Annotated in this window: 25 protein-coding genes; 12 read left to right on the forward strand and 13 right to left on the reverse strand. The window is 65.4% G+C overall.

All coding sequences use genetic code 11. The annotated features are described in order from the left end of the window. Positions 1 to 133: 133 nt before the first annotated feature. The 5 genes from IE126_RS05720 (at position 134) to glmM (ending at position 7,005) form a co-directional block, all read left to right on the forward strand. Positions 134 to 2,674, forward strand: coding sequence for a putative PEP-binding protein (locus IE126_RS05720; protein ID WP_189380431.1), 2,541 nt, complete (start codon positions 134 to 136; stop codon positions 2,672 to 2,674). Between the two features lie 228 nt (positions 2,675 to 2,902). After that, positions 2,903 to 3,592, forward strand: a complete 690-nt coding sequence (locus IE126_RS05725; protein ID WP_189380432.1) for a cell wall hydrolase — start codon at positions 2,903 to 2,905, stop codon at positions 3,590 to 3,592. Between the two features lie 106 nt (positions 3,593 to 3,698). After that, entirely contained in the window at positions 3,699 to 4,607 is a 909-nt protein-coding gene (locus IE126_RS05730; protein WP_054301194.1) for a dihydroneopterin aldolase, read from the forward strand. 44 nt (positions 4,608 to 4,651) lie between these two features. Beyond that, positions 4,652 to 5,665, forward strand: a complete 1,014-nt coding sequence (gene folP / locus IE126_RS05735; protein WP_189380433.1) for a dihydropteroate synthase — start codon at positions 4,652 to 4,654, stop codon at positions 5,663 to 5,665. After that, positions 5,662 to 7,005 (forward strand): phosphoglucosamine mutase, encoded by a 1,344-nt coding sequence (gene glmM, locus IE126_RS05740; RefSeq protein ID WP_189380434.1) that lies wholly within the window; start codon positions 5,662 to 5,664, stop codon positions 7,003 to 7,005. Before folP ends, glmM begins: the two co-directional genes overlap by 4 nt. Here the strand turns inward: glmM and IE126_RS05745 are convergent. From IE126_RS05745 to IE126_RS05755, 3 genes are all read right to left on the reverse strand, one after another. After that, positions 7,002 to 7,391, reverse strand: coding sequence for a hypothetical protein (locus IE126_RS05745; RefSeq protein WP_189380435.1), 390 nt, complete (start codon positions 7,389 to 7,391; stop codon positions 7,002 to 7,004). The two genes, glmM and IE126_RS05745, sit on opposite strands and share 4 nt — an antisense overlap. 82 nt (positions 7,392 to 7,473) lie before the next feature. Continuing rightward, positions 7,474 to 8,496 carry a ketol-acid reductoisomerase gene (gene ilvC, locus IE126_RS05750; protein WP_119133107.1) on the reverse strand — a complete coding sequence of 341 codons (1,023 nt, stop codon included), beginning with the start codon at positions 8,494 to 8,496 and terminating at the stop codon, positions 7,474 to 7,476. Between the two features lie 135 nt (positions 8,497 to 8,631). Then, on the reverse strand, positions 8,632 to 9,798 hold the full coding sequence (locus IE126_RS05755; protein ID WP_189380436.1) for a Hint domain-containing protein: 1,167 nt from the start codon (positions 9,796 to 9,798) through the stop codon (positions 8,632 to 8,634). 211 nt (positions 9,799 to 10,009) lie between these two features. On the opposite strand from IE126_RS05755, the gene IE126_RS05760 reads away from it, so the two are divergent. From IE126_RS05760 to IE126_RS05770, 3 genes are all read left to right on the forward strand, one after another. Further along, on the forward strand, positions 10,010 to 10,465 hold the full coding sequence (locus IE126_RS05760; protein ID WP_189380625.1) for an Lrp/AsnC family transcriptional regulator: 456 nt from the start codon (positions 10,010 to 10,012) through the stop codon (positions 10,463 to 10,465). Continuing rightward, the gene (locus IE126_RS05765) at positions 10,462 to 10,920 is read left to right on the forward strand and encodes an Lrp/AsnC family transcriptional regulator (RefSeq protein WP_054301187.1); all 459 of its coding nucleotides are present in this window, start codon (positions 10,462 to 10,464) and stop codon (positions 10,918 to 10,920) included. Before IE126_RS05760 ends, IE126_RS05765 begins: the two co-directional genes overlap by 4 nt. Positions 10,921 to 11,043: 123 nt before the next feature. Continuing rightward, positions 11,044 to 12,171, forward strand: a complete 1,128-nt coding sequence (locus IE126_RS05770; RefSeq protein ID WP_189380437.1) for an aminotransferase class V-fold PLP-dependent enzyme — start codon at positions 11,044 to 11,046, stop codon at positions 12,169 to 12,171. 68 nt (positions 12,172 to 12,239) lie between these two features. On the opposite strand, the gene IE126_RS05775 is transcribed toward IE126_RS05770, so the two are convergent. From IE126_RS05775 to IE126_RS05785, 3 genes are all read right to left on the reverse strand, one after another. Beyond that, positions 12,240 to 13,436 carry a UbiH/UbiF family hydroxylase gene (locus IE126_RS05775; RefSeq protein WP_189380438.1) on the reverse strand — a complete coding sequence of 399 codons (1,197 nt, stop codon included), beginning with the start codon at positions 13,434 to 13,436 and terminating at the stop codon, positions 12,240 to 12,242. A 63-nt stretch (positions 13,437 to 13,499) separates the two neighbouring features. Further along, positions 13,500 to 13,721 carry a hypothetical protein gene (locus IE126_RS05780; RefSeq protein WP_054301184.1) on the reverse strand — a complete coding sequence of 74 codons (222 nt, stop codon included), beginning with the start codon at positions 13,719 to 13,721 and terminating at the stop codon, positions 13,500 to 13,502. 91 nt (positions 13,722 to 13,812) lie between these two features. Further along, positions 13,813 to 14,460 (reverse strand): pyrimidine 5'-nucleotidase, encoded by a 648-nt coding sequence (locus IE126_RS05785; protein ID WP_189380439.1) that lies wholly within the window; start codon positions 14,458 to 14,460, stop codon positions 13,813 to 13,815. 95 nt (positions 14,461 to 14,555) lie between these two features. Between IE126_RS05785 and IE126_RS05790 the strand changes: the two genes are divergently transcribed. After that, positions 14,556 to 15,191, forward strand: a complete 636-nt coding sequence (locus tag IE126_RS05790) for a GntR family transcriptional regulator (RefSeq protein ID WP_054301182.1) — start codon at positions 14,556 to 14,558, stop codon at positions 15,189 to 15,191. 2 nt (positions 15,192 to 15,193) lie between these two features. On the opposite strand, the gene IE126_RS05795 is transcribed toward IE126_RS05790, so the two are convergent. Next, positions 15,194 to 17,047 carry a glycosyltransferase gene (locus tag IE126_RS05795; protein WP_189380440.1) on the reverse strand — a complete coding sequence of 618 codons (1,854 nt, stop codon included), beginning with the start codon at positions 17,045 to 17,047 and terminating at the stop codon, positions 15,194 to 15,196. A gap of 73 nt (positions 17,048 to 17,120) precedes the next feature. After that, on the reverse strand, positions 17,121 to 18,275 hold the full coding sequence (gene carA / locus IE126_RS05800; protein WP_108127172.1) for a glutamine-hydrolyzing carbamoyl-phosphate synthase small subunit: 1,155 nt from the start codon (positions 18,273 to 18,275) through the stop codon (positions 17,121 to 17,123). A gap of 187 nt (positions 18,276 to 18,462) precedes the next feature. On the opposite strand from carA, the gene IE126_RS05805 reads away from it, so the two are divergent. Beyond that, on the forward strand, positions 18,463 to 18,921 hold the full coding sequence (locus tag IE126_RS05805; RefSeq protein WP_054301180.1) for a GatB/YqeY domain-containing protein: 459 nt from the start codon (positions 18,463 to 18,465) through the stop codon (positions 18,919 to 18,921). Positions 18,922 to 18,931: 10 nt separating this feature from the next. Then, the gene (locus IE126_RS05810) at positions 18,932 to 19,558 is read left to right on the forward strand and encodes a helix-turn-helix domain-containing protein (RefSeq protein ID WP_189380441.1); all 627 of its coding nucleotides are present in this window, start codon (positions 18,932 to 18,934) and stop codon (positions 19,556 to 19,558) included. A gap of 4 nt (positions 19,559 to 19,562) precedes the next feature. Here the strand turns inward: IE126_RS05810 and IE126_RS05815 are convergent, their stop codons facing one another. The 5 genes from IE126_RS05815 to lipB all read right to left on the reverse strand — a co-directional run bounded on the left by IE126_RS05815 (position 19,563) and on the right by lipB (position 23,701). Further along, entirely contained in the window at positions 19,563 to 19,943 is a 381-nt protein-coding gene (locus IE126_RS05815) for a VOC family protein (RefSeq protein ID WP_189380442.1), read from the reverse strand. Between the two features lie 69 nt (positions 19,944 to 20,012). Beyond that, positions 20,013 to 20,498, reverse strand: a complete 486-nt coding sequence (locus tag IE126_RS05820; protein ID WP_108127166.1) for a DUF2244 domain-containing protein — start codon at positions 20,496 to 20,498, stop codon at positions 20,013 to 20,015. Positions 20,499 to 20,646: 148 nt separating this feature from the next. Further along, on the reverse strand, positions 20,647 to 22,317 hold the full coding sequence (locus IE126_RS05825; RefSeq protein ID WP_054301176.1) for a cytochrome c oxidase subunit I: 1,671 nt from the start codon (positions 22,315 to 22,317) through the stop codon (positions 20,647 to 20,649). A 142-nt stretch (positions 22,318 to 22,459) separates the two neighbouring features. After that, positions 22,460 to 22,891: a c-type cytochrome gene (locus IE126_RS05830; protein ID WP_054301175.1), complete on the reverse strand. Its 432-nt coding sequence runs from the start codon at positions 22,889 to 22,891 to the stop codon at positions 22,460 to 22,462. 138 nt (positions 22,892 to 23,029) lie between these two features. Then, on the reverse strand, positions 23,030 to 23,701 hold the full coding sequence (gene lipB / locus IE126_RS05835) for a lipoyl(octanoyl) transferase LipB (protein ID WP_189380443.1): 672 nt from the start codon (positions 23,699 to 23,701) through the stop codon (positions 23,030 to 23,032). A gap of 87 nt (positions 23,702 to 23,788) precedes the next feature. Between lipB and IE126_RS05840 the strand changes: the two genes are divergently transcribed. Continuing rightward, positions 23,789 to 25,294 (forward strand): peptidoglycan-binding domain-containing protein, encoded by a 1,506-nt coding sequence (locus IE126_RS05840; protein ID WP_189380444.1) that lies wholly within the window; start codon positions 23,789 to 23,791, stop codon positions 25,292 to 25,294. The last annotated feature ends 84 nt before the right edge of the window (positions 25,295 to 25,378 follow it).

The following is a 25,378-nucleotide window of genomic DNA, read 5'->3' on the forward strand; positions in this document are numbered from 1 at the left end:
CATCTTGGCCAAAATATCCTCCGGGGGGTGAGCCCGGAACGGGCGAGGGGGGCGGAAAGCCCCCCTTTTGCCAGCGCCGCTTGCGCCACGCCCCGAACGGCGTATTCTGCCCGCGAACCGAAAGGGCGCCGCAGTGCAGAAAACCGAACTTCTTACCGATTTCACCGTCATCACCCCCTCGGCCGAGGTCTCGACCCCGCGCCATGGCTGGCGGGCGAAATGCCTGCAACGGCTGATCCGGCTGGAACTGCCCGTCCCGAAAACGGTAACGCTGCCCGCCTCGACTGTGCGCGCCATTGCCGCCGGGCAGATGCTGGATTGCCCGGCGGTGCTGGGCCATTTCGGCGACAGCCCGCTGATTTCGGTGCGCCCAAGCCCGGAAAACCCCGATTGGGGCGGGCCTGCCACCATCCTCAACATCGGGTTCAACGCAGCGCGCCATGATCTGCTGGCCAAAAGCCACGGGCAGGCGGCGGCTGATGCGCTGTATCTGCGCTTCGTTCAGGGCTATGCCGTGCACGTCGCCCGCCTTGACCCCGATATGTTCGAGGGGCTGGAACCCGGCGCGCGCGGGCTGAACGACGCGCTGCGCGCCTATGAGATGGAGATGGACGAACCCTTCCCCGAAGACCCGGCGCGGCAACTGGCCGATGTGCTGCGGTCCATGGCCCGCGCATGGGAGGGAACGACCGCCCGGCTGTTGCGTCAGGCCAAGGGCGCGCCCGCCGAGGCGGCGCTGGGTCTGGTGGTGCAGCAGATGGCGCAGGGAATCGGACAGGGGGTCTCGGGCTCCGGTGTGATCCAGTTCGTCGATCCGGTGACCGGAAATCCCAAGGTGATCGGCCGTTATCTGGGGCAAAGTCAGGGCCGCGACGCGCTGAAGAAGGGCGAGGCGCTGTATCTGACCCGTGACCCGCGCGGCCCCTCGCTGGAGGAACTGGCGCCTGAAATCTTCGCCGAACTGATCCGAGAGGGGGCGATCTGCCGTCAGCGCCTGCGTGAGGAAATGCAGATCGAATTCACCATCGAGGACGGCAAGCTGGCCGTGCTGGATGCGGTGAAGGTGCAGCGATCCGCCCGTGCGGGGCTAAAGATCGCCGTGGCGCTGGCGCGCGACGGTGTGATCACCCCCGCCGAGGCGGTGCTGCGGGTCGAACCCCGCGCGCTGTCCGAACTGCTGCACCCGCAGGTCGATCCGCGCGGGCCGCGCGACGTTTTCGCCCGTGGCATCGCCGCCAGCCCCGGTGCCGCAACCGGGCGCATCGTGTTTTCCTCGCAGGCGGCACAGGCCAGCGCCGCGCGGGGCGAGGCCTGTATCCTCGTGCGCCGGGAAACCGCGCCGGAAGACATTCGCGGCATGCATTCGGCGGCGGCCGTGCTGACGGAACGTGGCGGCATGACCAGCCACGCGGCGGTGATCGGGCGCGGCCTTGGCCTGCCCTGTATCGTGGGCGCCTCCGATATCCGGCTGGATACCCGAGACCGCAAGCTGACCGCCCGCGATGGCCGGGTGTTCCGTGAGGGGGATATCATCACCATCGACGGCACCTCGGGCGAGGCGCTGGTGGGGGCGGCGGACATGCTGCCCTCGGCGCAGGGGGAGTCGTTCCGGCAGCTTCTGGCCTGGGCGGACGAGCTGCGCGACATCGGAATCCGCGCCAATGCCGACACGCCGTCGGATGCCCAGACCGCGCGCGACTTCATGGCGCAGGGCATCGGGCTGTGCCGGACGGAACACATGTTCTTTGAAGAGGCGCGGCTGGTGGCCATGCGCGAAATGATCTTCGCCGATACCGCCCCCGACCGGGCTGCGGCGCTGGCACGGCTTTTGCCGATGCAGCGCGCGGACTTTGTGCAACTCTTTGAAATCATGAAGGGTTTGCCAGTCTGCATCCGCCTGTTCGACCCGCCGCTGCATGAGTTCCTGCCGCATTCCCGCGAAGGTATGCGCGAACTGGCCGAGGCGCTGGACCGCCCGCTTTCCGAGGTCACGCGTCGGGCCGAGGCGCTGGCCGAGTTCAACCCGATGCTGGGGATGCGGGGCGTCCGGCTGGGCGTTGTCCTGCCCGAAATCTATGACATGCAGGCGCGTGCTATTTTCGAGGCGACAGTGGAAACCGTGCGCGCGGGCGAGCCGGTGGTGCCGGAAATCATGATCCCCCTCGTATCGGCGCGGCGCGAGGTCGAACTGGTGAAAACCCGGATCGACGCGGTGGCGGCGCTGGTGCGGACGAAAACCGGGGTCAGCTTCGACTACCGGCTGGGTGTCATGGTGGAAACCCCGCGCGCCGCGCTGCGGGCGGGCGAGATCGCGCAGCACGCGGCCTTCCTGTCCTTCGGCACCAATGACCTGACGCAGATGACCTACGGGCTCAGCCGCGATGACGCCGGACGCTTCATGAATACCTATGTGCAGGAGGGGGTGTTCAGCGAAGATCCGTTCCACATTCTCGACGTGGATGGCGTAGGGGAACTGCTGCTGATCGGGGCGGAGCGGGGCCGTCAGACCCGGCCGAATCTCACCCTTTCGATTTGCGGCGAACATGGCGGAAACCCCGAATCAATCGCCTTCTGCCGCAAGGCGGGCTTCGATTATGTCAGCTGTTCGCCTTACCGCGTTCCTCTGGCGCGACTTGCGGCGGCACATCTGGCGCTGACCGATCCGAAGCAATGAAAACTGTGGAAAAACAAGCGGAAACGGCGATGCTTCCGCTGTTTCCTCTTGCGGTTTCAAAAAGAGCTTCGGCAACAAATTGCGCAAAATTCGCTGATTCTGTGTGGTTTTTTTGCCACTAGGGTAGACTCGGACCGCTGTCCTGGGCTAAGGGCGCCCCTTGTTGCGCGTTGTTTACAAATTTTCTCAGCTGCGCGCGGCGCTGGAACAGGACCGGGATCAGAGTTAATGCGCTTGCTACAAGGTTGGACGATGGCCGTTTCGGCTACTGTCGTCCTCAGTGGAGCGGCCTTCGCCGATGTGACGGTGAGCCAGTCGAATGACCCCTCAATCACGCTGGGAGGTCAGATGACGTCGCTGCTGGGGATGGAGCGCACGGCCATGGGCCAGGTGGCGCCCGCCCGGCTTGCTGCGCTGGCAGACGGGGTGCAGGTCAAGCGTCCGGTGGTGAAGCGTGTGGCGAAAAAGTCTGGCTTGCCAGAGATTTCGACGCCAAACCTCATCCGGTATGACAGCAGTTTCCTTGATGCGCTGCCGGTCACCTCGGGCGATCAGCAATGGCAGTGCCTGACCACCGCGCTTTATCACGAGGCGCGTGGCGAAACGATCCGGGGCCAGTTCGCGGTGGCCGAGGTCATTCTGAACCGGGTCGACAGTGCCTCTTATCCCGGAACGATCTGCGGTGTCGTCAATCAGGGGTGTCAGTTCTCCTATACCTGCGATGGCAAATCCGACCGCGCGAACGAGAAAGGCGCGTGGAATCGCGCTGGCAAGATCGCGCGGCTGATGCTGGATGGGGCGCCTCGTGCGCTGACAGCGGGGGCGACGCATTTCCATACGGTCAATATCCGCCCGTCCTGGTCGCGCCGCTTCGAGCGGACCGCCGCGATCGGCGCGCATCTTTTCTACCGGCAGTAACCGCGTTGATGTCGGGTCTTGGGCCTTGCCTGCCGCTGGCGGGCAGGGCATAGCCGTCTCGGGCCTCTAAACTGCCCGCAGAAAGACCCGAACGCCGGAGGGCGATATGACCAGCGACACCCGTCTCGCCTTTGCCCACCCGGAAGAGCGCAGCCTTGCATCGGCCGGGGCCGCCCCGCGGGATCGCATTTCCCTGCGTGACCATGTGGTTGAGGCCGATATTGGCGCCTTCCAGCAGGAACGTGGCCACAAGCAGCGCCTGCGCTTCAATGTGGTGGTCGAGGTGCGCCCACATCCTGCCCCGCTGGAAGATGATGTCGACCGCATCCTGTCCTACGACCGGATCACCGAGGCGATAGCCGCCGAACTGGCGGAAGAGCGGCTGAACCTGCTGGAAACGCTGGCCGAAAAGGTGGCGGAGCGCGTGCTGGCCGAGCCGCAGGCGATGCGGGTTTTCGTGCGGGTCGAAAAGCTGGACCGTGGCCCCGGTGCGCTGGGGGTGGAAATCGTGCGCAGCCGGGCCGAGGCGCCGGTACAGGCGCTGGACAGCGAGGGCGCGATGCAGGCGCTGCATCCGCTGGTGATCCATCTCGACAATGCTGCCATCGCGGCGCCCGATCTGCCGCAGCGCCTTGATGCCTGGCAGGCACGGGGCCTGCCGCTGATCCTGACGGTAGGTCTGCCCGATTTCCCGCGCCCGGTGACCGGCCACAAGCCGACGCAGCGCCGGATCGACCTTCTGGCCATCGAACAGAACGCCTGGACACTTGCCGCGCGCGATGACCGCTGTGTGGTGGTGTCCACCCGCACCGAAATCGACTGGGCGATGAAGCACGGGCAAACGATTGTCTGGGCACCCTCGAAACTGGTGCTGGATGCTGTCGATGGCCCGCATTCCCGCGCCCCCGAGGCGCTGGCGCTTTGGCTGGCGGAACTGACCGCGGCCGAGGCGCTGATCGTTCACGGCGATGTAACAGTTCCGGCGGGAAGCCGCGTGCGGCTGGAGCGCGGCTGACACGGGCGGCTTGCCTGTATCGCGGCAAGGGCCTATCCGAAGGCATGCGATATTACAGACCTGTCACCTCCTCCGATCCCTGCCGTCCCGACGGCGCCCTGACGCTGGCCGGTGGCTGGCTGTGGTTTGACCGCGTCGAAGTGCGGGAGCGCGACCGCCCGTCACATCTCATCGCCGCTGCGGACCTGCCGGAAGAGGCACGCGCGCGACTGACGGCGCCGCGCGCCGATTTCGCCGGGCTTTCGATGGACCGCCCGCGCCTCATGGGTATCCTGAACGTCACGCCCGACAGCTTTTCCGACGGCGGCCAGTTCCTTGCGCCGGAAGCGGCCCTGAGCCAGGGGCAGATGATGGCCGGGGCGGGGGCCGATATCATCGACATCGGGGGCGAAAGCACGCGGCCCGGTGCGGTCGAGGTGCCGGTGGCGGAGGAAACCGCGCGCACTGCCCCGGTGATCGCCGCCCTGCGCGCCGGCGGGATCGAGGCGGCCATTTCCATCGACACGCGCAAGCGTGCCGTGGCTTCGGCGGCGCTGGCGGCGGGGGCGAGCTTCGTCAACGATGTTTCCGCCTTCACTTATGACCCGGCGCTGAAGCAGGTGACGGCTGATGCCGGTGCGCCGGTTTGCCTCATGCATGCGCAGGGCACGCCGCAGACCATGCAACTGGACCCGTGCTATGATGACGTGCTGCTGGATGTCTATGACTTCCTCGCCGCCAAGGTGGCCGAGGCGGAAGCTGCGGGCATTCCCCGCGCGCGGATCATGGTCGATCCCGGTATCGGCTTTGGCAAGACGCTGGATCATAACCTGACGCTGATTCGGGGGCTGAGCCTGTTTCACGGCCTTGGCTGTCCGATTTTGCTGGGGGTCAGCCGCAAGAAGTTCATCGGCACGCTGGGCGGCGAGGCTGAAGCCGCGCGCCGGGCGCCCGGCTCGGTTGCCGTGGCGCTGGCCGGGGTGGCGCAGGGCGCGCAGGTTCTGCGTGTCCATGATGTATGGGAGACGCGGCAGGCCCTGACCCTGTGGCGCTCCGTCACGACAGGAGATGTGGCATGAGCCGCAAGCTTTTCGGCACCGACGGGGTTCGGGGCCGCGCCAATACCTATCCGATGACTGCCGAGATGGCGCTGCGCCTTGGCGCAGCCGCCGGGCGGTTTTTCCGCCGTGACGGCGGTTCGGCGCATCGCGTGGTGATTGGCAAGGATACCCGGCTTTCCGGCTACATGCTGGAAAACGCGCTGACGGCCGGGCTGACCTCGACCGGCATGAATGTGTTGCTGCTGGGGCCGGTGCCGACACCGGCGGTCGGGTTCCTGACCCGCAGCATGCGCGCCGATCTGGGCGTGATGATTTCGGCCAGCCACAATCCGCACCATGATAACGGGATCAAGTTTTTCGGTCCCGACGGATTCAAGCTGTCCGACGAGGCGGAGGCCGAGATCGAGGCGATCCTTGAGGGCGAAATTGCGCCCGCCCAGCCGCAGAACATCGGCCGCGCCCGGCGGATCGAAGACGGGCGCGGGCGCTATCAGGAATTTGTCAAAACGACCTTCCCGGCGGGCCTGCGGCTGGACGGGCTGAAAGTGGTGATCGACTGCGCGAATGGGGCCGCCTACAAGGCCGCGCCGGAGGTGCTGTGGGAGCTGGGGGCCGAGGTCATCCCGATCGGCGTGTCCCCGAACGGCACCAATATCAACGAAAGGTGCGGCTCGACCCATACCCAGACCGCTGCCGAGGCCGTGGTGGCGCATGGCGCCCATGTCGGTATCGCGCTGGATGGCGATGCCGACCGGGTGATGATCCTCGATCAGAACGGCCGTACGGCGGACGGCGATCAGATCATGGCGCTTCTCGCTGCCCGCTGGGCCGAGGAAGGACGGCTGCGCGGCGGCACGCTGGTCGCAACGGTGATGTCGAACCTCGGGCTGGAACGTTTTCTGCAAGGGCGCGGGCTGCGGCTGGAGCGCACTGCCGTGGGTGACCGCTATGTGGTCGAGGCGATGCGCCGCGGTGGCTTCAACCTGGGCGGCGAGCAATCTGGCCATATCGTGATGACCGATTACGCCACCACTGGTGACGGGCTGGTGGCCGGACTGCAATTCCTGGCCGAGATGGCCCGTACCGAGCGTCCGGCCTCGGACCTGCTGCACACATTCGAAACCGTGCCGCAGCTTCTGAAGAACGTGCGCTATGAGGCTGGAAAACAACCGCTTTCCGACGCAACCGTCAAGGCCCGCATCGCCGAGGCCGAAGCGCGGCTGACCGGCCGGGGCCGCGTGCTGATCCGCAAGTCGGGCACCGAACCGCTGATCCGCGTCATGGCCGAATGCGAGGACGAGGCGCTGCTGCGTGCCGAGGTCGAGGGCATCGTCGCGGCGGTGGAGGCGGCGGTCTAGGCCACAAGCAGCACCACGCCTGTGCCGATACTGGCCACCGCATTCAGCAGCGTGACAATGATCCCGACGCGGGGCCAGGTCTTTGGCCCCGTCGCGCGTGCCGTGCTGCGGACCAGCGCCCTCAGCACGGCCAGCAGGTAGATTCCGAACAGGATCGAACTCAGCGCCATCACCGGCATGCTGGCCGCCGGGGCGAAGATCGCCAGCAGCATGGCCAGCATCACCAGCCCCGGCACCAGAAACAGCAGAGGCCCATAGGTGCCCGCCCAAAAGGTTTCGCCCGGCGTCATCCGCCCCGCCAGCAATTCGCGGAACCAGCCGGCGGTGAAGAACCGCGCGCGTTCCGCCAGAATGGCGTCAATCTTGTCAGGTGGCAGATCGGGCATGGGGCACCTCTTTCAACGCCTTGACCCTGAACGAAAAAGGGGCGCCCCGCAAGGCGCCCCCTCTGATGCGAATGGTCGCGGCTCAGTTGCGCGAACGGTCGACCATCTTGCCTTTGGAGATCCAGGGCATCATCGCGCGCAGCTTGGCGCCGACCTGCTCGATCTGGTGCTCGTCGTTCAGGCGGCGGGTGCCCTTGAAGAACGGCTGACCCACGGCGTTTTCCTGCATGAAATCGCGCACGAACTTGCCGGTCTGGATGTCGGTCAGGACTTCCTTCATGGCTTTCTTGGTCTGCTCGTAGGGCAGGATGCGCGGGCCCGAGACATATTCGCCATATTCGGCGGTGTTCGAGATCGAGTAGTTCATGTTGGCGATGCCGCCTTCGTAGATCAGGTCCACGATCAGCTTTACTTCGTGCAGGCACTCGAAATAGGCCATTTCCGGGGCGTAACCGGCTTCGACCAGGGTTTCAAAGCCCATGCGGATCAGTTCGACCAGACCGCCGCACAGCACGGCCTGTTCGCCGAACAGGTCGGTTTCGCATTCTTCGCGGAAGTTGGTCTCGATGATGCCCGAGCGGCCGCCACCGATGGCCGAGCAGTAGCTCAGGCCGATTTCCAGCGCTTTGCCGGTCGCGTCCTGATGGACGGCCACGAGGCAGGGCACGCCGCCGCCTTTGACGTATTCACCGCGCACAGTGTGGCCCGGGCCTTTCGGCGCCATCATGATGACGTCCACGCCTTCCGGCGCCTCGATCAGGCCGAAATGCACGTTCAGGCCGTGGGCGAAGGCGATGGCCGAGCCGGGCTTGAGGTTGTCACGGACGTATTTCTTGTAGGTTTCGGCTTGCAGCTCATCGGGCATGGTGAACATGATCACGTCACACCAGGCGGCGGCTTCCGCGATTTCCATGACCTTCAGGCCTTCGCCTTCGGCTTTCTTGGCCGAGGCCGAACCGGCGCGCAGCGCGACGACCACGTTCTTGGCACCCGAGTCGCGCAGGTTCAGCGCATGGGCGTGGCCTTGCGAGCCATAGCCCAGGATGGCCACTTTCTTGTCCTTGATCAGGTTGATGTCGCAATCGCGGTCGTAATACACGCGCATGAGGCGGTCCTTTCCTTGCCTTGATGATGGGCAGAATAGGGAAATTCCTGCGCGGTTCTGTGCAAAATTTTCTGATTGATCCGGTCTGCCGCAAAAATCATGCGCCAGATGAGCTATCAGTCGGATTTCAATTCGTCATGCCGCTTTGCGCGTGCGGGCGGGGGGGGCTGAGAGCATGATCCCGGGCAGCCGCATCCCCGTGCCACCGGCCCGCAGATGCGACAGCAGCAATGCTGCCTCTCCCCGGTTCAGGCTGCGGTGGCTGAGCCGGTGGTGCCGCAGATCCAGACCGGGCATCAGGTCACGCAACTCGTCCACCGCGGCGGTATCGAGCGAATCCAGAGCCACCTGACCGGCAAACAGGCTTTCGGTTGCCACGTTGTTGGAAAACACGGTTTCGTGCCGGTCCAGCAGCATATGCAGGTAATCGACCTGCCTTGCGGGCATGCTGCGCACGCTCTGGCCATCGATCAGGAATTTTGCGGGCACCAGTACCTCGGTGCTGCCAAAGAACAGCTCGGCCTCGGCGCAGCGCAGCAGGATGCGGTGATTGGGCGAAACGCTCAGGGCCTCGGTATTGCCCATGATCCCGGCGGCAATCTGCACCGGCGCATTCAGCCCGATGCCGCGCACGGTGCTGTGCCCGATCCAGCGCAGCGGCTGCATGCCGTGATGCAGGGTCCGCACCATATCGCCCGCGCGCAGGCTTTCGATCGGGCGCGGACCATCCCCGGTTTCGATCCGGGTTCCGGCGAGGAAACAGGTGACCGGGTCGATGATCGGCGTGGACTGGCCATAGCCCGAATAGCTGGAGATCCGCTGCAGGTAATAAAGCTTGGTGCCTGCGGGGGGCTGATCCCCCTCGAACATGACGCCGACAACCTGGGTCGTATAGCCCTGGGTGATCGACACGCCCACCATGCGGTAGCTGTGCCCCGCCGCATCGTAAAGCGTGACCTCATATTCGTTTTCCACGCCCACCGGCGGCGGGTATTTCCAGCGGATCGTTTCATTCGACGGATTGTAGGTGGTGCCGTTGATGTTCAACGATTGCGTCAGTCGTTGGTCGATCACGGTGGCGCCGGAGAATGGATCATCCGTCAGATAGCCGTCGCTGTCATCGAAATGAATGGCGGTGGTCGGCCCCGAGAAGGTCAGCGCAAGATCATAAGGCACTTCCCAGCTGAAGGCATCTCCGTTCAGCGCATTGCCGATGATGTCATTCTGGTTGGTGGCGGCGCCGTTGATACGGGTGATCGAGACCCCGCTTTTGGCGAAGACATAGATGGTGCGTTCGGTCATCCGATGGGGCCTGTTCTTCTCGTACCCTGTCGTTGCAGGGCGCACTGCTTTGGCCAAGCTTACCCGCACGGCTGCATGATGTTGCCGGAATTCGGCGGTGGGGCAGCGGTTTATCCGGCACTGTGGCAGAAAGGTGGCTGGCGCCGGTTTGACCCGGAACAGGGTTTCTGCGAAAATCTCATTCGCGAAATAGAGGATTCATGTGAGCATCATGCTTGATGACAGCGACAGGCGGCTTTTGCGGCATCTGCTGGCCGAGCCGGGCCTGCCGACCGCCACGCTGGCAGAGCGTGCGGGCCTGACCACCGCGACCTGCTGGCGCCGGCTGGAGCGGCTGGCCGACAGCGGGGTCATTCAGGCCCGGCAGGCGGTGATCGACTGGCATGCGCTGGGGTATGAGGTGGAAGTCTCGCTGCGCTTCACGCTCGACAAGATCCACCCCCGCGCTTTCGATGAATTCCTGCAAGCGGCACGCGAGGTGCCCGAGGTCATTGGTTTCGAAACCTTTCTGGGCCGCGTCGACGTGCGTCTGAACGTGATCGCGCGCGATCTGCAGCATTATCAGCAGATCTACCGCGAACGCATCCTGACCCTGCCGCATATCAATGACATCGAGGCGCTGATGCTGGTGGCCACCATCAAGGACAGCGCGGGGCTGCCGCTGTGATCGACCTGGACGACACCGACCGTGCGCTGCTGCGCGACCTTGCCCGTGACGGCACGCTGTCCGCAGGCGAACTTGGCCGCCGTCATGGCCTGAGCCAGCCTGCCGCCTGGCGCCGGGTGAAGCGGCTGACTGATGCCGGTGTGTTGAAGGGCCAGCGCGTGCTGGTGGATCGCGCGGCGCTTGGCTTCGGGGTGACGGTGTTTCTGGGTGTGAAGCTGGCCACCAAGGGCCGCGTCAGTCTTGAGGACTTCGAACGCGCCGTGACCGCCATTCCCGAGGTGCAGGTGGTGCAGCATGTCCTTGGCCTGTTCGACTACCGCCTGCGCGTTGTCGCCCGCGACATTTCGGATTTCGAACGCGTGCTGCGGCGGCGGATCATGACCCTGCCCGGGGTGGGGCAGGTCGAGGCGAATGTGGTCCTGTCCGAAGAACCGCGCCCCGGCCCGCTGGGCTGAGGGCGGCTTTCGCAAACCGAAACAAATGCTTTCGCGCAATCCGGCGGAATTCATGTCGGATTTCGCGGGCGTAGCCGTGCCGTCTCGCGCTAGGGTTCCCCGGAAGAATGAGAGGAGATCGTCATGCCCGGATTGCGCCCCGAAGTGGACCCGGAAGGCTTGCAGGAATTTTCGGTGGTCTTCACCGATCGCTCGCTGAACCATATGTCGCACCGTTTTCAACAGGCGATGCGCGATATCTCCGGCCTCCTGCGCGAGGTCTATGGCGCCGCCGCCGTGGCGCTGGTGCCCGGGGGCGGCACCTATGCGATGGAGGCGGTCGCGCGCCAGTTCGCCAGCGGCGCCCATGCGCTGATCGTGCGCAACGGCTGGTTCTCCTACCGCTGGAGCCAGATTTTCGAAGCAGGTGGCTTTGCCGCGGACACGACGGTCGTCATGGCGCGGCAATCCGGCAATGGCGCCCGCGCCCCCTTTGCACCGCCGCCGATTGACGAGGTGGTGGCGAAGATCCGCGACACCCGCCCCGATGTGGTCTTTGCCCCGCATGTGGAAACCGCGGCGGGACTGATCCTGCCCGACGATTATATCCGCGCGATGGCGGAGGCCGCGCATGAGGTCGGCGCGCTGATGGTGCTCGACTGCATCGCCTCGGGCACGATCTGGGTCGATATGGCGGCCACGGGCGTCGATGTGCTGATCTCGGCGCCGCAAAAGGGCTGGTCGGCCTCTCCCTCGGCCGGCCTTGTGATGCTGTCGCCGCGCGCGGTGGAACGGCTGGAGGCGACAACTTCCAGCAGCTTCGCGCTGGACCTGAAGAAATGGCGCGCGATCATGGCGGCCTATGAGGGGGGCGGCCATGCCTACCACGCCACCATGCCGACCGACGCGCTGATCGGCTTCCGGGATGCCATGGCCGAAACCCGCGCGCTGGGGTTCGAGGCGGCAAAGGCCGCACAATGGCAACTGGGCCGCGCCGTTCGCGCGCTGCTGGCGGAAAAGGGCGTTCAATCGGTGGCGGCTGAAGGCTTTGGTGCGCCGGGCGTGGTGGTCAGCTATACCGACGATCCCGACATTCAGAATGGCAAGAAGTTCCTCGCCGAAGGCATGCAGATCGCGGCGGGCGTGCCCTTGCAGGTGGGCGAAGGGCCGGAGTTCCGCACCTTCCGCCTCGGTCTGTTCGGTCTCGACAAGCTGAAGGATGTGGATGGCACCGTGGCCCGCCTGAAAGTCGTGCTCGACAAGGTGCTTTGACGGGCAGAGCATTCACTCCGCCGAAAATAGGGTGGCGAACCGGGGGCAGACCCCGGTTCAGCCGTGTCTCACCGCACCCCGATCCCCGCCCGCATCAGCCCGCGCCGGACAGGCGCCACGGAATAGAGCGCGTCCAGTGTTGCCGCGCGCAGATCACGCAGCGGCTGCGCCCCGATCTGCGAGGCGCGGTTCAACAGGTCGATGCCGCGCACCCGTGCTTCCACATCCAGATGCCGCTTGCGGTGATAGGCGTCCAGCATCGCGGCATTACCCAGATGCGCGGGATCAGCCTGCGCCAGATCCAGCAGCGCGGTCAGGTCGGCGAGGCTCATGTTCAGGCCCTGCGCCCCGATGGGTGGCATCACATGCGCAGCCTCGGCCATCAGCGCCACGCGCTCGCCCGACATGCGGGCGGCGATCTGAGCGATGATCGGCCAGCTTGTCAGGCGGCTTACCAGCGTCAGCGGCCCCAGCAGCCCGCAGGAGCGCTCCATTATCTCGGCCTCGAAACCGGCCACGGACAGCGCCATGCGGCGGTCGATTTCGGCCGAGTGGTCCATCCAGACCACGGCAGATCGCGGCAGCCCGTCGCGGTCAGGCAGGGGCACGAAGGTGAAGGGCCCGCCGGAGCGGTGGATCTCGGTCGAGATATTGCCATGCGGTATCGGGTGGCTGACGGCGAAGGCCAGCGCCTTCTGGCCGTAGCGCAGGGTTTTCACCGGGATGTCCAGCGCCTGCCGTACCGTGCTGTTGCGCCCGTCGGCGCCGATCAGCAACCGCGCCGCGATGCGCCGCCCGTCGCTGAGGCCGACAAGCGCCTCGGTTTCGCGGGTCAGCACGCTGGCGGTGCCGACGCCGGGCAGGAAGCGCACATTAGGCAACTCCCCGATCCGTGCCAGCATCTCGCGCCGCAAAAGCCAGTTTGGCAAGTTCCAGCCAAAGGGCTTGTCCGACAGGTCGGTGGCGTCGAAATCCTTGATGACGCGCGGCTCGGGTTTTTCGCCACCCGCATCGACGATCCGCATGATCTGAAGCGCAGCGGCATGGGGTTCCAGCCGCTGCCACAGCCCCGCCGCCTCCAGCACCGGAATTGACGGATGCAGGAAGGCGGTGGTGCGCAGGTCCGAGCCTTCGGCCTCCGCCTCGGTCACCGGCGGGTTCGGCTCCACGCAGATCACCGAAAAACCCGCGCTGCCGAAGGCACAGGCTGCCGCCAGCCCCGCCACGCCGCCGCCGGAAATCAGGATGTCGGTCGTCTCACGCATGGCCAGCCCTCCGTTCCCCTGTCAGATAGACCAGAAGGCAGGGGCCGTCCACGCGACGAAGCGTCAGCCCCGCGTGATGGCGATGAGAATGCAGAACATCACCGGCACCATGGCCAGCGCCACCATGGCGAGGGCGACGACGCCCCATGTCATCACCGCCAGCGTGATCATCGTCACCACAATGGTCAGCATGTAGAAAATGACGTTGATGTCACGGGCAATATCGCGGGCGATGAAGCCGATCAGCGGCAGACGGCCAAGGCCGGTGGCGGGAAGCGCGGTCATGGAACTCTCCTGTTTGCGTGGCCGGTTTATCGCCGCCGCTCAAAGGTGTTTCCAGAATACAACTTGACGCGCGACAGGCTGTCGCAGGTCGTCAGGGCAGCAGCCGGGCGAGAAAACCACTCAGATCGTCGGTATGGTGGTGGATATGCGGCGCTGGGGCAGGGGCGGGGGCCACATGCACTGTGCGCATCCCCATGTCATGCGGGGCGGCAAGGTTGCGCGGATCATCCTCGAACATGGCGCCGGTTTCCGGCACGATCCCGTCGCGGCCAAAGACCGTCTCGAAGGCCGCGCGCTCCGGCTTCGGGCGAAAACCGGCATGCTCCACCCCGTAGATCGCGTCGAACACCCCGGCAAGCCCCCGCGCGGCCAGGACTTTTTCTGCGTAAGGCGCGCTGCCATTGGTATAGACGATCCGCCGCCCCGGCAGGTCACGGATGCGTGCGGCCAGACCGGCGTCCGGCGTCAGCACCGTGAAGTCTATGTCATGGACCTCGTGCATGTAGCCATGCGGGTCGATGCCGTGTTCTGCCATCAGCCCGGCAAGGGTGGTCCCGTAAAGCTGCCAGTAGTGGCGGCGCAGCCGGTCGGCCTCCGGCTGGTCCACCTTCAACTCCTGCATCACCCAGGCGGTCATCCGGCGCTCGATCTGGTCGAACAGCCGCGCCTCGGGCGGGTAAAGCGTATTGTCGAGGTCGAAGACCCAGTGACGGACATGCGAGAAGGATTGGGCTACCATGTGCCACAGCTAGCGCAACCGGGCCGCTGCGGCAATGTCGCTTGCACCCGGCGCCACGCCCGGCTTAGTGTCGCCGGATGCGAAAGGAGTGCCCCTTGCAGAAAGACGCCTATACGCTGATCCTCGAAGCGATCGAGGCGGGGGATTACAAGCCCGGCTCGCGGCTGGTCGAATCCGAACTGGCCGAGCGGTTGGGCGTATCCCGCACCCCGGTGCGCGAGGCCTTGCAGCGTCTGGAGACCCAGTCGATGCTGACCCGCGATGGCCGCAGCCTGATTGTGGCGACGCTGGATCACAACCAGCTGGCTGAGCTTTATACCGTGCGGACGGAACTGGAGGGGCTGGCCGCGCGGCTCGCCGCCCGCCATGCCACGGATGAGGAAATCCGCGTGCTGCGCTCGATGGTCGAGGAAGACCGTGCGCTGCTGGGGGGGGATCCCCGTGCGCTGAGCCGGGCGAACAAGCGGTTCCACAAGCAGATTCATCTTGCGTCGCACAACCGTTTTCTTGTGCAGCAGCTCGATCTCGTGCATCGCTCGATGGCGCTGATGGCCAATACCTCTTTCGCGGCCGAAGGGCGCGACGAGGTGGCGATCTGCGAACATGACGAAATCGTGCAGGCGATTGCCGCGCGGGACGGCGATGCCGCCTATGCGGCGCTGAAGGCACATATTTCCAAGGCATTCGAAACCCGGCTGCGGGTTGATGCGGGCGAGTTGCGGCTGCGCTGATTTCAGCCGTCGTTCAGCGGGTCGAACAGACCGTGATGCGTCTTGTCCCACCAGAACGGGCGCGTCACCAGCTCCCACGCTGCCTTGTAGGAGGCCAGCGCCCCGAGCGGGAAATAGAAATGCAGCACCGGCGCCCAGAGTGGGTTGATCCGGTTCGGGGTCAGTCGCAGTGAAACCAGGGTGACGACCAGCAGCATGACCTCGGTAAACATGAAAATCCCGGCGGTCAGCGCATAAAGCCAGCCGGGCATGGCGGTGACCAGCGGGTGCGGCACACCCAGCGGCACAAGCCAGAACGACCACATCACCGGCGCCAGCAGGAATTGCGACAATGTGGTCAGGAAGAACACCTGAAAGCCCGCGAATTTCCACCAGCCCAACTGCCGCAGCAGCAGGCGGGGTGACCGCATATGCACCGCATAGGTCATCATGTAGCCCTTCAGCCAGCGCGAGCGCTGTCTGATCCAGGGCAGGGCGCGGCAGTTCGCCTCCTCAAAGGTGGTGGTCGGCAACAGCTCGGTGCGAAAGCCGTGGCGGGCGAGGCGGATGCCCAGATCGGCGTCCTCGGTCACATTATAGGCATCCCAGCCGCCCAGCCGCTCCAGCGCATCGCGGCGGAAGAACAGGGTTGTGCCGCCCAGCGGGATGGCCAGCCGCAGCCGCTCCAGCCCCGGCAGGATGATGCGGAACCATGTGGCATATTCCATGGTGAAACAGCGGCTGAGCCAGTTGGTCTGCGGGTTGTAGAAATCCAGCACCCCTTGCAGACAGGCGACCTCGGGGCCGCGGCGATGGAAACGCTCGACCACGCGGCGCAGCTGGTCAGGCTCCGGCGCGTCTTCTGCGTCATAGACGCCGATAATGGTGCCCCGGCAGGCCCTCAGCGCGTGGTTCAGCGCGCGTGGTTTGGTTTTCAGCGGTCCATCCGGCACCACGACAACGCGCATCCAGTCGGGCAGGCGGGCGCTGGCCAGCGCGGCGCGGGTCAGGCTGTCCTCCTCTTCGACCACCAGCAGGATTTCAAGACAGTCCCGCGGATAATCCAGATGGCCCAGCCGCCGCACCAGACGCGGGGCGATATCGGCCTCGCGGTAAAGTGCCACCATGATCGAGATGACGGGCTGACGGGCGATATGCGGCAGGGGTGGCTCCGGCGGCGGTTTGCGCAGCGCGGCAAGGATGGCGGCGGCCTTCATCAGCGTCGCGAACAGCAGCGTCAGCACTGCCCAGAAGGCGAGAGCCGCCGCGAGGCTGACCGGCGCGAGCGTCAGCCAGATGATTGCCAGAACCAGCGCAGTGCGGGCGACACTGGCATGGCGGTGCCCGCCCCAGTCACGGCAGCTTTCCTCTGCCGCAACCTTGAACCGGGCGGCACGATCCATCTGCGGCCCGCGCACGGCGATCAGGGCAGCCTCGATCTCCTCAGGCGGGGCGATGGCCATGCCTACCCGCCCGAAGACCGCCTCCAGCGAGAATTGCTGGCGATGAAAGACATCGGGGTGAGACACGGCAATGATGGTCAGCGCCCCGCTTTGTCGCCAGGGCACCAGCCGGTCCCGCAGGCAGGCGGCAATGCCCAGCCGGTCGATCAGGCGCGGATCGGGCGGCTGGCGCGACAGGTTGGCGATATCGACGCGCCAGTGCCGTGCCATGCTGTCGTAAACCGCGGGACGCTGCGGCCCGCCGCCCCGCAGAGCATCGGCGAGGTCGTGTTGCGTGGCCTGAACATCGGCAAGCGCTGTGACGATCTCATGCGGCGGAACCAGACCCTCGCGCAGCAGGGCAACACCAAGCCCGCCGCCGCCCGCAACGGGCGCGGTCCGGTCCTGCCGCAACTCGGGTCTGTGTGCCGTCATGCCGATCCCGTGCCATCCGGCGGCAGGATCGGCGGAAAGCCGTTAACGCGGGGTTAACGGCCGGAGGTCTGGCTCAGCCGGCGCGACGGGCACGCATCGCCTCGGCGAAGCGGTCGAACAGATAGAAGCTGTCCTGCGGGCCGGGGCTGGCCTCGGGGTGATGCTGGACCGAGAACACCGGCTTGCCTTCAACGGCGATACCGCAATTGGTGCCGTCAAACAGCGAGACATGGGTTTCCACCACACCGGCGGGCAGGGTCTGCGCATCCACGGTGAAGCCGTGGTTCATCGAGGTGATTTCCACCTTGCCGGTGCCAACTTCCTTCACCGGATGGTTGGCGCCGTGATGGCCATGGCCCATTTTCACGGTCTGCGCGCCAAGTGCCAGCGCCAGCATCTGATGGCCGAGGCAGATGCCGAAGACCGGCAGGTCGCGCTTCAGCACTTCCTGAATCATCGGAACGGCATAGACGCCGGTCGCAGCCGGGTCGCCCGGTCCGTTCGACAGGAACACGCCTTCCGGGTCATGTGCCAGCACCTCTTCCGCGGTCGCGGTGGCGGGCAGCACGGTCACTTCGCAACCCGCCGAGGCGAGGCAGCGCAGGATGTTCCTCTTGGCGCCGTAATCCACGGCGACGACACGCAGGCCCGGACCTTCGCGGCGGCTGTAACCCTCGGGCCAGGCCCAACGCATTTCGTCCCAGCGATAGCTTTGTGCGCAGGTCACGTCTTTCGCCAGATCGAGGCCCACCAGCCCTTGCCAGGCGCGGGCCTTGGCGACCAGCGCCTCAAGGTCAAATTTGCCTTCGGGATCAAAGGCCAGTGCCACATGCGGCGCACCCTGTTGCCGGATCGCGCGGGTCAGGCGGCGGGTGTCGATCCCGCCGATGCCGATACGGCCCTTCGCGGCCATCCAGGCTTGAAGATCCGAAGTCGCGCGCCAGTTCGACGGCTCTGTCGGATCCCATTTCACCACCATGCCCGCTGCCACCGGCTCGGCCGTTTCGTCATCCTCGACGGTGACGCCGGTATTGCCGATATGCGGGAAGGTAAAAGTGACGATCTGCCCGGCGTAGGAGGGATCCGTCATGATTTCCTGATAGCCGGTCATTGCGGTGTTGAACACCAGTTCGGCCACCGTTTCGCCGGGGGTGCCGAAACCCTTGCCGTAGAAGATCGTTCCGTCTGCAAGCGCGAGGCAGGCGGTGGGGACTTGCGTCTGGGGCATGGCGACTCTCCGGATAAACGGGGGGAACCTAAGGGCGACAGGCGGCGGGGTCAAGGCCGATGATCCTTACGAAGCGTGAAATTATTATTTCATAAAAATCAGTATCTTACACATTTTTCGGCTGGTTGTGTTACAGAGCGTGAACGGTTAGACTGCCGACTTCGGGCAACCTGGGGATGGGTGTTTCATGAGCTTGCGTGACCGGCTTCAAGCCACGCTGAAAGATGCCATGAAGGCGAAGGAGGCCGACCGGCTCTCCACGCTGCGGCTGATCAACGCCGCAATCAAGGATCGCGAGATCGCGGTGCGGGGCGAAAGCGACGGTGCCGTGGTCGACGATGCTGCCATTCTGGCCATTCTGGGCCGCATGGTGAAACAGCGTCAGGAAAGCGCGCGCGCCTATGAAGAGGGCGGGCGGCTGGAACTGGCCGAGAAGGAACTGGCCGAAATCTCGGTGATTTCCGAATTCCTGCCGAAGCAGCTGACCGAAGCGGAAGTTGCCGCCGCCATCGAGGCCGCCATTGCCGAGGCGGGCGCCACCAGCATCCGCGACATGGGTAAGGTCATGGCGGTGCTGAAGGGCAAATACACCGGCCAGATGGATTTTGGTGCAGTCGGCCCGATGGTGAAGGACAAGCTGGCCTGAAGGACCGCGCATGACGGGGGGTGTCCTTGAGACCTGGCAGGTAGCGCGGTTGCGTCCCGGCCCGGTGCGGATCTTCCCAGATGGCTGTCAGGATGTGATCTGGCAACATATGCCCGGACAGGCGCCGGTCTGGAAAGTTTCCTCGCTGGACCTTCGGGTCCGGGTGGTGCGAGGACTGACCGGCACAGCGATGCGGGGCTTTCGTCTGGCGCCGGGAATTCGTGTGCCCGCGACGCTCTGGTCGGCGCTGGACCCCGAGAAACCGGACGAGGTGGCGGCGATCAGTGCGATCTGCACCGTCAATCCTGCCCTGACCGAAATGCTTGCTGCGCTGGCGGAACCACCGGACGGGGCCGGGGCGCTGGCCCGCAGACTGGGGCAAAGCCTGCGCAGCCTGCAACGACTGAGCCGTGCGGAAACCGGCCAGCCGCCGCTGTTCTGGCTTCGGCTGGCGCGCCTGCGCCGGGCGATGGCTGAAGCCGCCGAGGGCGTGCCCCTGGCCATGGCCGCCGCCGGTGCCGGCTATGCCGATCAGGCGCATTTCACCCGCGAGGCGCGCCACTTCCATGGCGCGCCGCCCGCCCGGCTTCTGGCCGATCCCGAGGCCATGGCGGCGCTGCTGGCGCCGGGTCTTTAGGCGGTCAGCCGACTTTTGTGCAAAGCTCGACCAGCGTGCCATCCGGGGTGCGGACATAGGCCGTGGTCTGGCCCCACTCCATCCGCTCGACCCCTTGCACCTGTTCGGCACCGGCCGCGACGGCCCTCTCCAGCGCGGCGGCGACGTCGGCGGTTTCAAAGGCAATTTCGAAAGCGGGCAGGGCGGGCGTCCCGGTCGCGATGCGTTTGCCCAGCCGCTGCATCAGCGCGACCGAACTGAAGGCAAGCCGCGTCTTGCCGGTCTGCACCTCGCCATAATCGCCGGAGTCATGCAGAAAGCCGCGCTCCAGCCCGAAGGCGCGGGTATAGAAATCCAGGGTGGCGGGCACATCCTGAACGTAAAGGATCGTATAGCGGAAAATCATGTCTGGCTCCTTTCGACCGGGCCAGATTGCGCATGCAGGTCGCTGCCGTATTGAACAAAGGCGACAGTCTCAGCGCAGCGCGCGCAGATGCTGGCGCAGCTCATGTTCCAGCGTCAGCCGCTCTTCGGGGGTCAGGAAGGCGCCGATCTCCACCGGGCGCGGACCACCGGAGAAGGTGAGGTATTGCGGCACCGGCCCGCCGGTTTCGTGACGCTCCACCCGTACCCAATGCGGGTTCGCCTCCCAGCTCTGGTGACGGCCGCGCGGGCCGTGGCGGGTCAGCGTCATCCGCGCCGGGGTCAGAAGCAGATCCTCGACGATCTCGGCATCACGGTATGAGCGGTCCAGCGCCCACCAGATCGCGGCGATGGCGGCGATCAGGAAGGGCAGCAGCGCCCAGAGCACGGGCGACCCCAGCACCCCGATCAGCGGCACGGCGATCAGCGCGGCGGTGGCGCCGACAAACCACACGAAACCGCGCCGCGGCAGCGAGCGATAGGGCCAGAGGTGCAGCCGTGCGCCTTCGGGCGAGGGGGGAAGCCATTCATAGGGCATGGGATATGTCTGTTGTCGACAGGAGGCTTACCGTCCCCTCTTGCCTGCGGCAATTCACCCCCGGGGATATTTGCGAACAGATGAAGGGGCGGGAGGCGGAATGCAAAAGGCCCCGGCGCGGTGCCGGGGCCTTCTGTGGTTTCAGCGCTTAGTGGGCGTGGCCCTTGTCCCAGTCCTCACGCTTCGGCAGTTGCTCGAAGGTGTGTTCCGGCGGCGGCGAGGGCAGCGTCCATTCCAGCGTGTCGGCATATTCGTTCCAGTAGTTCTTTTCGGTCACGCGTTTACCCGCGAACAGCGTGTAGAACACGATGCCGAGGAAGAACAGGAACGAGGCGAACGAGATGAAGGCGCCGATCGACGAGACGTGGTTCCAGTAGGCGAATTCCACGGGATAGTCGATGTAGCGGCGCGGCATCCCCTGACGGCCGAGGAAGTGCTGGGGGAAGAAGGTCAGGTTCGCACCGATGAAGAACATGAAGAAGTGCAGCTTGCCCGCCCATTCCGGGTACTGGCGGCCCGACATCTTGCCGAACCAGAAGTAGATCCCGGCGAAGATACAGAAGGCAGCGCCCAGCGACATGGTGTAGTGGAAGTGCGCCACGACGTAATAGGTGTCGTGATAGGCGCGGTCCACACCGGCCTGGCTCAGAACGATGCCGGTCACGCCGCCGATGGTGAACAGGAACAGGAAACCGAGCGCGAACAGCATCGGCGTCTTGAACTCGATAGAGCCGCCCCACATCGTCGCGATCCACGAGAAGATCTTGATGCCGGTGGGCACCGCGATCACCATGGTGGCCATCATGAAGTAGGATTGCTGGGTCAGCGACATGCCGACGGTGTACATGTGGTGCGCCCAGACGACGAAGCCCAGCACGCCGATGGCGACCATCGCATAGACCATCGGCAGATAGCCGAAGATCGGCTTGCGCGAGAAGGTGGCGATGACCTGCGACGCGATGCCGAAGCCCGGCACGATCACGATATACACTTCCGGGTGACCGAAGAACCACAGGATGTGCTGGTAGAGGATCGGATCACCGCCGCCCGAGGGCTGGAAGAAGGTGGTGCCGAAGTTCCGGTCGGTCAGCAGCATGGTGATGGCGCCAGCCAGCACGGGCAGCGACAGCAGGATCAGCCAGGCGGTGACGAAGACCGACCAGGCGAACAGCGGCACCTTGTGCATGGTCATGCCGGGGGCACGCATGTTCAGGAAGGTGGTGATGATGTTGATCGCGCCGAGGATCGACGAGGCGCCCGAGAGGTGCACGGCGAAAATGGCGAGGTCGGTCGAATAGCCGCCTTCCGAGGTCGAGAGCGGCGGATAGAGCACCCAGCCGATACCCGAACCCAGCTGGTCATTGCCGCCCGGCGAGAACACCGAGGCCACGGCGAGCGAAGTGCCCGCGACATAAAGCCAGTAGGACAGGTTGTTCATGCGCGGGAACGCCATGTCCGGCGCGCCGATCTGAAGCGGCATGAAATAGTTGCCGAAGCCGCCGAACAGCGCCGGAATGACCACGAAGAACATCATCAGGATGCCGTGCGCGGTGATCGACACGTTCCAGAGATGGCCGTTCGGCGTGCATTCGCGGGTGGCATCCGCGAAAAGCCGGGTGCCTTCGAGGCACATGTACTGAACGCCCGGCTCCATCAGTTCAAGCCGCATGAAAACGGTGAAACCCACCGAGATCAGCCCGGCGAGGCCGGCGGTGAACAGATAGAGGATCCCGATGTCCTTGTGGTTGGTCGACATGAACCAGCGGGTGAAGAACCCGCGGGTATCATGGTCATGACCATGAATGGCTGCGTCTGCCATACGTTGCTCCCTTATGTCCCAGCGGCCGGGAAGGGAATCCCGGCCGCATTATGAGCCATTACTAGAGCGGCACTGCCCTGCGGGCAATCGCAGACTTTGACGCAGATCAAGAAAAGCCGCGCAAACTCCGCAAGATGGTGCGTCAGTTCGACGCACCTTCGGGCGCCGGAGCGACCGAGGCGAGATAGGCCGCCATGTCCTCGCCGCCCTTGGTCAGCTTGAAGGTCATCTTGGTCTTCAGCGTCTTGTCGCCGGTCTTTTCATCGACGTATTTGTTCGGATCGGCGACGTAATGCGCGATGTCTTCTTCCGTCCAGACCTCACCGGCCTCGCCCAGCTTGACCAGGGCGTTGGAGTAGTTGAAGCCCTCAAGCGACCCTGCCTTGCGGCCGACCACGCCATAAAGGTTCGGGCCGGTCTTGCCGCCTTTCTGGATCTCGGTCCCGTCCGGGGCGACGATCATGTGGCAGGCCTTGCATTTCTTGAAATCGGCCTCGCCCTTGGCGGCGTCTCCGGCAAAGGCCGGGGCGGCGAGCGCAAGGGTGGCGAGGGCGGCGGTGAGTGTCAGTTTCATCGTGATCGTCCTTGTCTGGCGTCAGGCCCGGCGCGCGGCGGGCGCGTCCGGTGGCTAGGGCTTCGGCAGATGGATAGTGCCGTGCCACGAGGCTTTACCATGAGGCGGCTTGTCGCGCTTTGACAATTGTCAAAATGTCTAGGCCCGGCAGGACGGCGCCTCCAGCGCGGCGTCGAAGGTGGCCATCAGCGCGGCATCCAGATCGGCCATAGTAACGGGCAGCCCCAGATCGACGAGGCTGGTCACCCCATGGTCGCGGATGCCGCAGGGCACGATGCCGCCGAAGTGGCTCAGGTCCGGCTCCACATTGATCGATATGCCGTGGAAGCTGACCCATTTGCGGATCTTGATGCCAAGCGCGGCGATCTTGTCCTCGGCGACCGAGCCATCGGCATTGCGTGGCCGGTCAGGCCGTTCGACCCAGACGCCGACGCGGCCGGGGCGGATTTCGCCTTTCACGTTGAATTCGGCCAGCGCGGCGATGACCCAGTTTTCCAAGTGGCGCACGAAGCAGCGCACATCGCCGCCGCGCTTCTTCACACCCAGCATGACATAGACGATGCGCTGGCCGGGGCCGTGGTAGGTATACTGACCGCCGCGCCCGACCGCATGAACCGGGAAGCGGTCCGGCTCCACCAGATCCTCGGGCCGGGCCGAAGTTCCGGCGGTGTAAAGCGGCGGATGTTCCAGAAGCCAGATCGCCTCCTCCGCCTCGCCCGCTGCGATGGCTGCCGCGCGGGCCTCCATCGCGGCCAGTGTCTCGGCATAGGGGCTGAGGCCCGGCATGTGGCGCCATTCGACCATGGGCATCCTCCTCAGACGCGGTTTTTTCTCGCAATGTAACGATGGCGTGTTACGCTGACAGGATAGCTTACGCCTTTCTTCAGGAGTCTTTCGATGAAAGTCAGGACAGTTGCAACCACCTGTGCCGTGGCGGCAGCCATGGCATTGTCGCCTGCCAGCCCGGTTCGGGCCGATGCGGGCGATGCGATTGCCGGTGCACTGATTGGCGGCATCATCGGTCATGCCATTGCCAAGGACCAGCAGCGCCGCAAGCAGACGACGACCACCCGGCGGTCGACCAGCACGAAATCAACGAAATCCACCGGCATCTCGGCTGCGCAGCGCGAACAGAACCGCGAGGTGCAGACCGCGCTCAATCACTTCGGCTATCCGGTCGGTACGCCGGACGGTTCGCTGGGGCCAAAGAGCCGGTCGGCGATCTCGTCCTATCAGGCGACGCTGGGCTATCCGCCCACCGGCCAGCTGACCGACTATGAACGCACGCTGCTGGTGACGGCCTATCACCGTGCCGTCGCGGGCGGTCCGCAGGTCATGCAGGTGATGGGCACGCATCCCATGGGGATCAAGGGCCTGCTGCTGCTGCAACGGGACGAGATGGCGGGTCTGCCAACGCAGATGCCGGGTCAGATGGCAGGCCAGATGACGGGGCAGGGCATGGCCGTTGCCGGTGCGATGATGGCGGCCGAGCCGGTGCAGCCGGTGGCGCCCGCACCGGCGCTGCCCGCGCTGGTGGCCGAACCCGCGCCTGCCCCGGCAGCGCCAGCCTTGCCGTCCTTCGGTGGCACTCTGGTTTCGCTCAGTTCGCATTGCAACACGATCGCGCTGAAGACCAACGCCAACGGCGGTTATATGACGGTCGCCAACATGAGCGATCCGGCACAGGCATTGTCAGAACAGTTCTGCCTCAGCCGTGCGGCGGCGATCCAGCAGGGCGAGGCGCTGTCGCGTGCGGTGCCGGGCGTCACACCGCAGCAGGTGGCGGATCAGTGCAAGGCCTTTGGCCCCGTGCTGAAGGACCAGGTGACGGCGGTATCGCTGAAACCTGCGCCCGAGGTTCTGGCTGGTGTAACACAGTTCATCGCCGGATCGGGCATGTCGCCCGCCCAGCTTTCTGGCACGTCGAAGATCTGTCTGGGTGTCGGCTATGCACTGGATGATGCCGATGTGGCGCTGGGATCGGCACTGGTGCTGACTGCGCTGGGAGAAAGCGGCTATGCCGCCCTGCCGGGCTATCACCTCGCCGACGGGATCGGCGCGACGCGGCGGCCCGATCTGGCGATGGGCTGGTTTGAGCTGACACCCGCGGGGGCGCCTGGCCTGCCCGGCACGCCCGCAGGGCAGGGGGATCTGGTGCGCAAGGCAGTATTCATGCTGAACGGCCGCAGCGATGGCCCGGCCCAGCCTGCCGCGCCGCTGCCGGTTCTGGCGCCGGCAACCTCCGCGCCCGAAGTGGTGGTCGAGGCCGCACCGGCTCCGGCGGAAACGGTGATCGCGGCGGCCCCGCAGGCCACGTCCGCTGCGCCCCCGGCGACGACGCCGGTCGCCGCGCGGGCGGTTTCGGTGATGACCGCGCTGCCCCGTCTGATGCTCGGCCAATAGGCCGTTTGATCGCTCCCCGCCCGTCGGATAAAATTTTTCCGGCGGGCGGTGAAATCCCCCTTTCCTTCGCGCAGAGGCTTCGCT

It is taken from the genome of Gemmobacter nanjingensis, from assembly GCF_014652195.1.
Lineage (GTDB): Bacteria > Pseudomonadota > Alphaproteobacteria > Rhodobacterales > Rhodobacteraceae > Gemmobacter > Gemmobacter caeni.

Coding starts and splice junctions, on each gene's coding strand:
- IE126_RS05725 (WP_189380432.1), top strand. CDS start 2,903: ATGCGCTTGCTACAAGGTTGGACGATGGCCGTTTCGGCTACTGTCGTC.
- IE126_RS05730 (WP_054301194.1), top strand. CDS start 3,699: ATGACCAGCGACACCCGTCTCGCCTTTGCCCACCCGGAAGAGCGCAGC.
- folP (WP_189380433.1), top strand. CDS start 4,652: ATGCGATATTACAGACCTGTCACCTCCTCCGATCCCTGCCGTCCCGAC.
- glmM (WP_189380434.1), top strand. CDS start 5,662: ATGAGCCGCAAGCTTTTCGGCACCGACGGGGTTCGGGGCCGCGCCAAT.
- IE126_RS05745 (WP_189380435.1), bottom strand. CDS start 7,391: ATGCCCGATCTGCCACCTGACAAGATTGACGCCATTCTGGCGGAACGC.
- ilvC (WP_119133107.1), bottom strand. CDS start 8,496: ATGCGCGTGTATTACGACCGCGATTGCGACATCAACCTGATCAAGGAC.
- IE126_RS05755 (WP_189380436.1), bottom strand. CDS start 9,798: ATGACCGAACGCACCATCTATGTCTTCGCCAAAAGCGGGGTCTCGATC.
- IE126_RS05760 (WP_189380625.1), top strand. CDS start 10,010: ATGCTTGATGACAGCGACAGGCGGCTTTTGCGGCATCTGCTGGCCGAG.
- IE126_RS05770 (WP_189380437.1), top strand. CDS start 11,044: ATGCCCGGATTGCGCCCCGAAGTGGACCCGGAAGGCTTGCAGGAATTT.
- IE126_RS05775 (WP_189380438.1), bottom strand. CDS start 13,436: ATGCGTGAGACGACCGACATCCTGATTTCCGGCGGCGGCGTGGCGGGG.
- IE126_RS05780 (WP_054301184.1), bottom strand. CDS start 13,721: ATGACCGCGCTTCCCGCCACCGGCCTTGGCCGTCTGCCGCTGATCGGC.
- IE126_RS05785 (WP_189380439.1), bottom strand. CDS start 14,460: ATGGTAGCCCAATCCTTCTCGCATGTCCGTCACTGGGTCTTCGACCTC.
- IE126_RS05795 (WP_189380440.1), bottom strand. CDS start 17,047: ATGACGGCACACAGACCCGAGTTGCGGCAGGACCGGACCGCGCCCGTT.
- carA (WP_108127172.1), bottom strand. CDS start 18,275: ATGCCCCAGACGCAAGTCCCCACCGCCTGCCTCGCGCTTGCAGACGGA.
- IE126_RS05805 (WP_054301180.1), top strand. CDS start 18,463: ATGAGCTTGCGTGACCGGCTTCAAGCCACGCTGAAAGATGCCATGAAG.
- IE126_RS05810 (WP_189380441.1), top strand. CDS start 18,932: ATGACGGGGGGTGTCCTTGAGACCTGGCAGGTAGCGCGGTTGCGTCCC.
- IE126_RS05815 (WP_189380442.1), bottom strand. CDS start 19,943: ATGATTTTCCGCTATACGATCCTTTACGTTCAGGATGTGCCCGCCACC.
- IE126_RS05820 (WP_108127166.1), bottom strand. CDS start 20,498: ATGCCCTATGAATGGCTTCCCCCCTCGCCCGAAGGCGCACGGCTGCAC.
- IE126_RS05825 (WP_054301176.1), bottom strand. CDS start 22,317: ATGGCAGACGCAGCCATTCATGGTCATGACCATGATACCCGCGGGTTC.
- IE126_RS05830 (WP_054301175.1), bottom strand. CDS start 22,891: ATGAAACTGACACTCACCGCCGCCCTCGCCACCCTTGCGCTCGCCGCC.
- lipB (WP_189380443.1), bottom strand. CDS start 23,701: ATGCCCATGGTCGAATGGCGCCACATGCCGGGCCTCAGCCCCTATGCC.
- IE126_RS05840 (WP_189380444.1), top strand. CDS start 23,789: ATGAAAGTCAGGACAGTTGCAACCACCTGTGCCGTGGCGGCAGCCATG.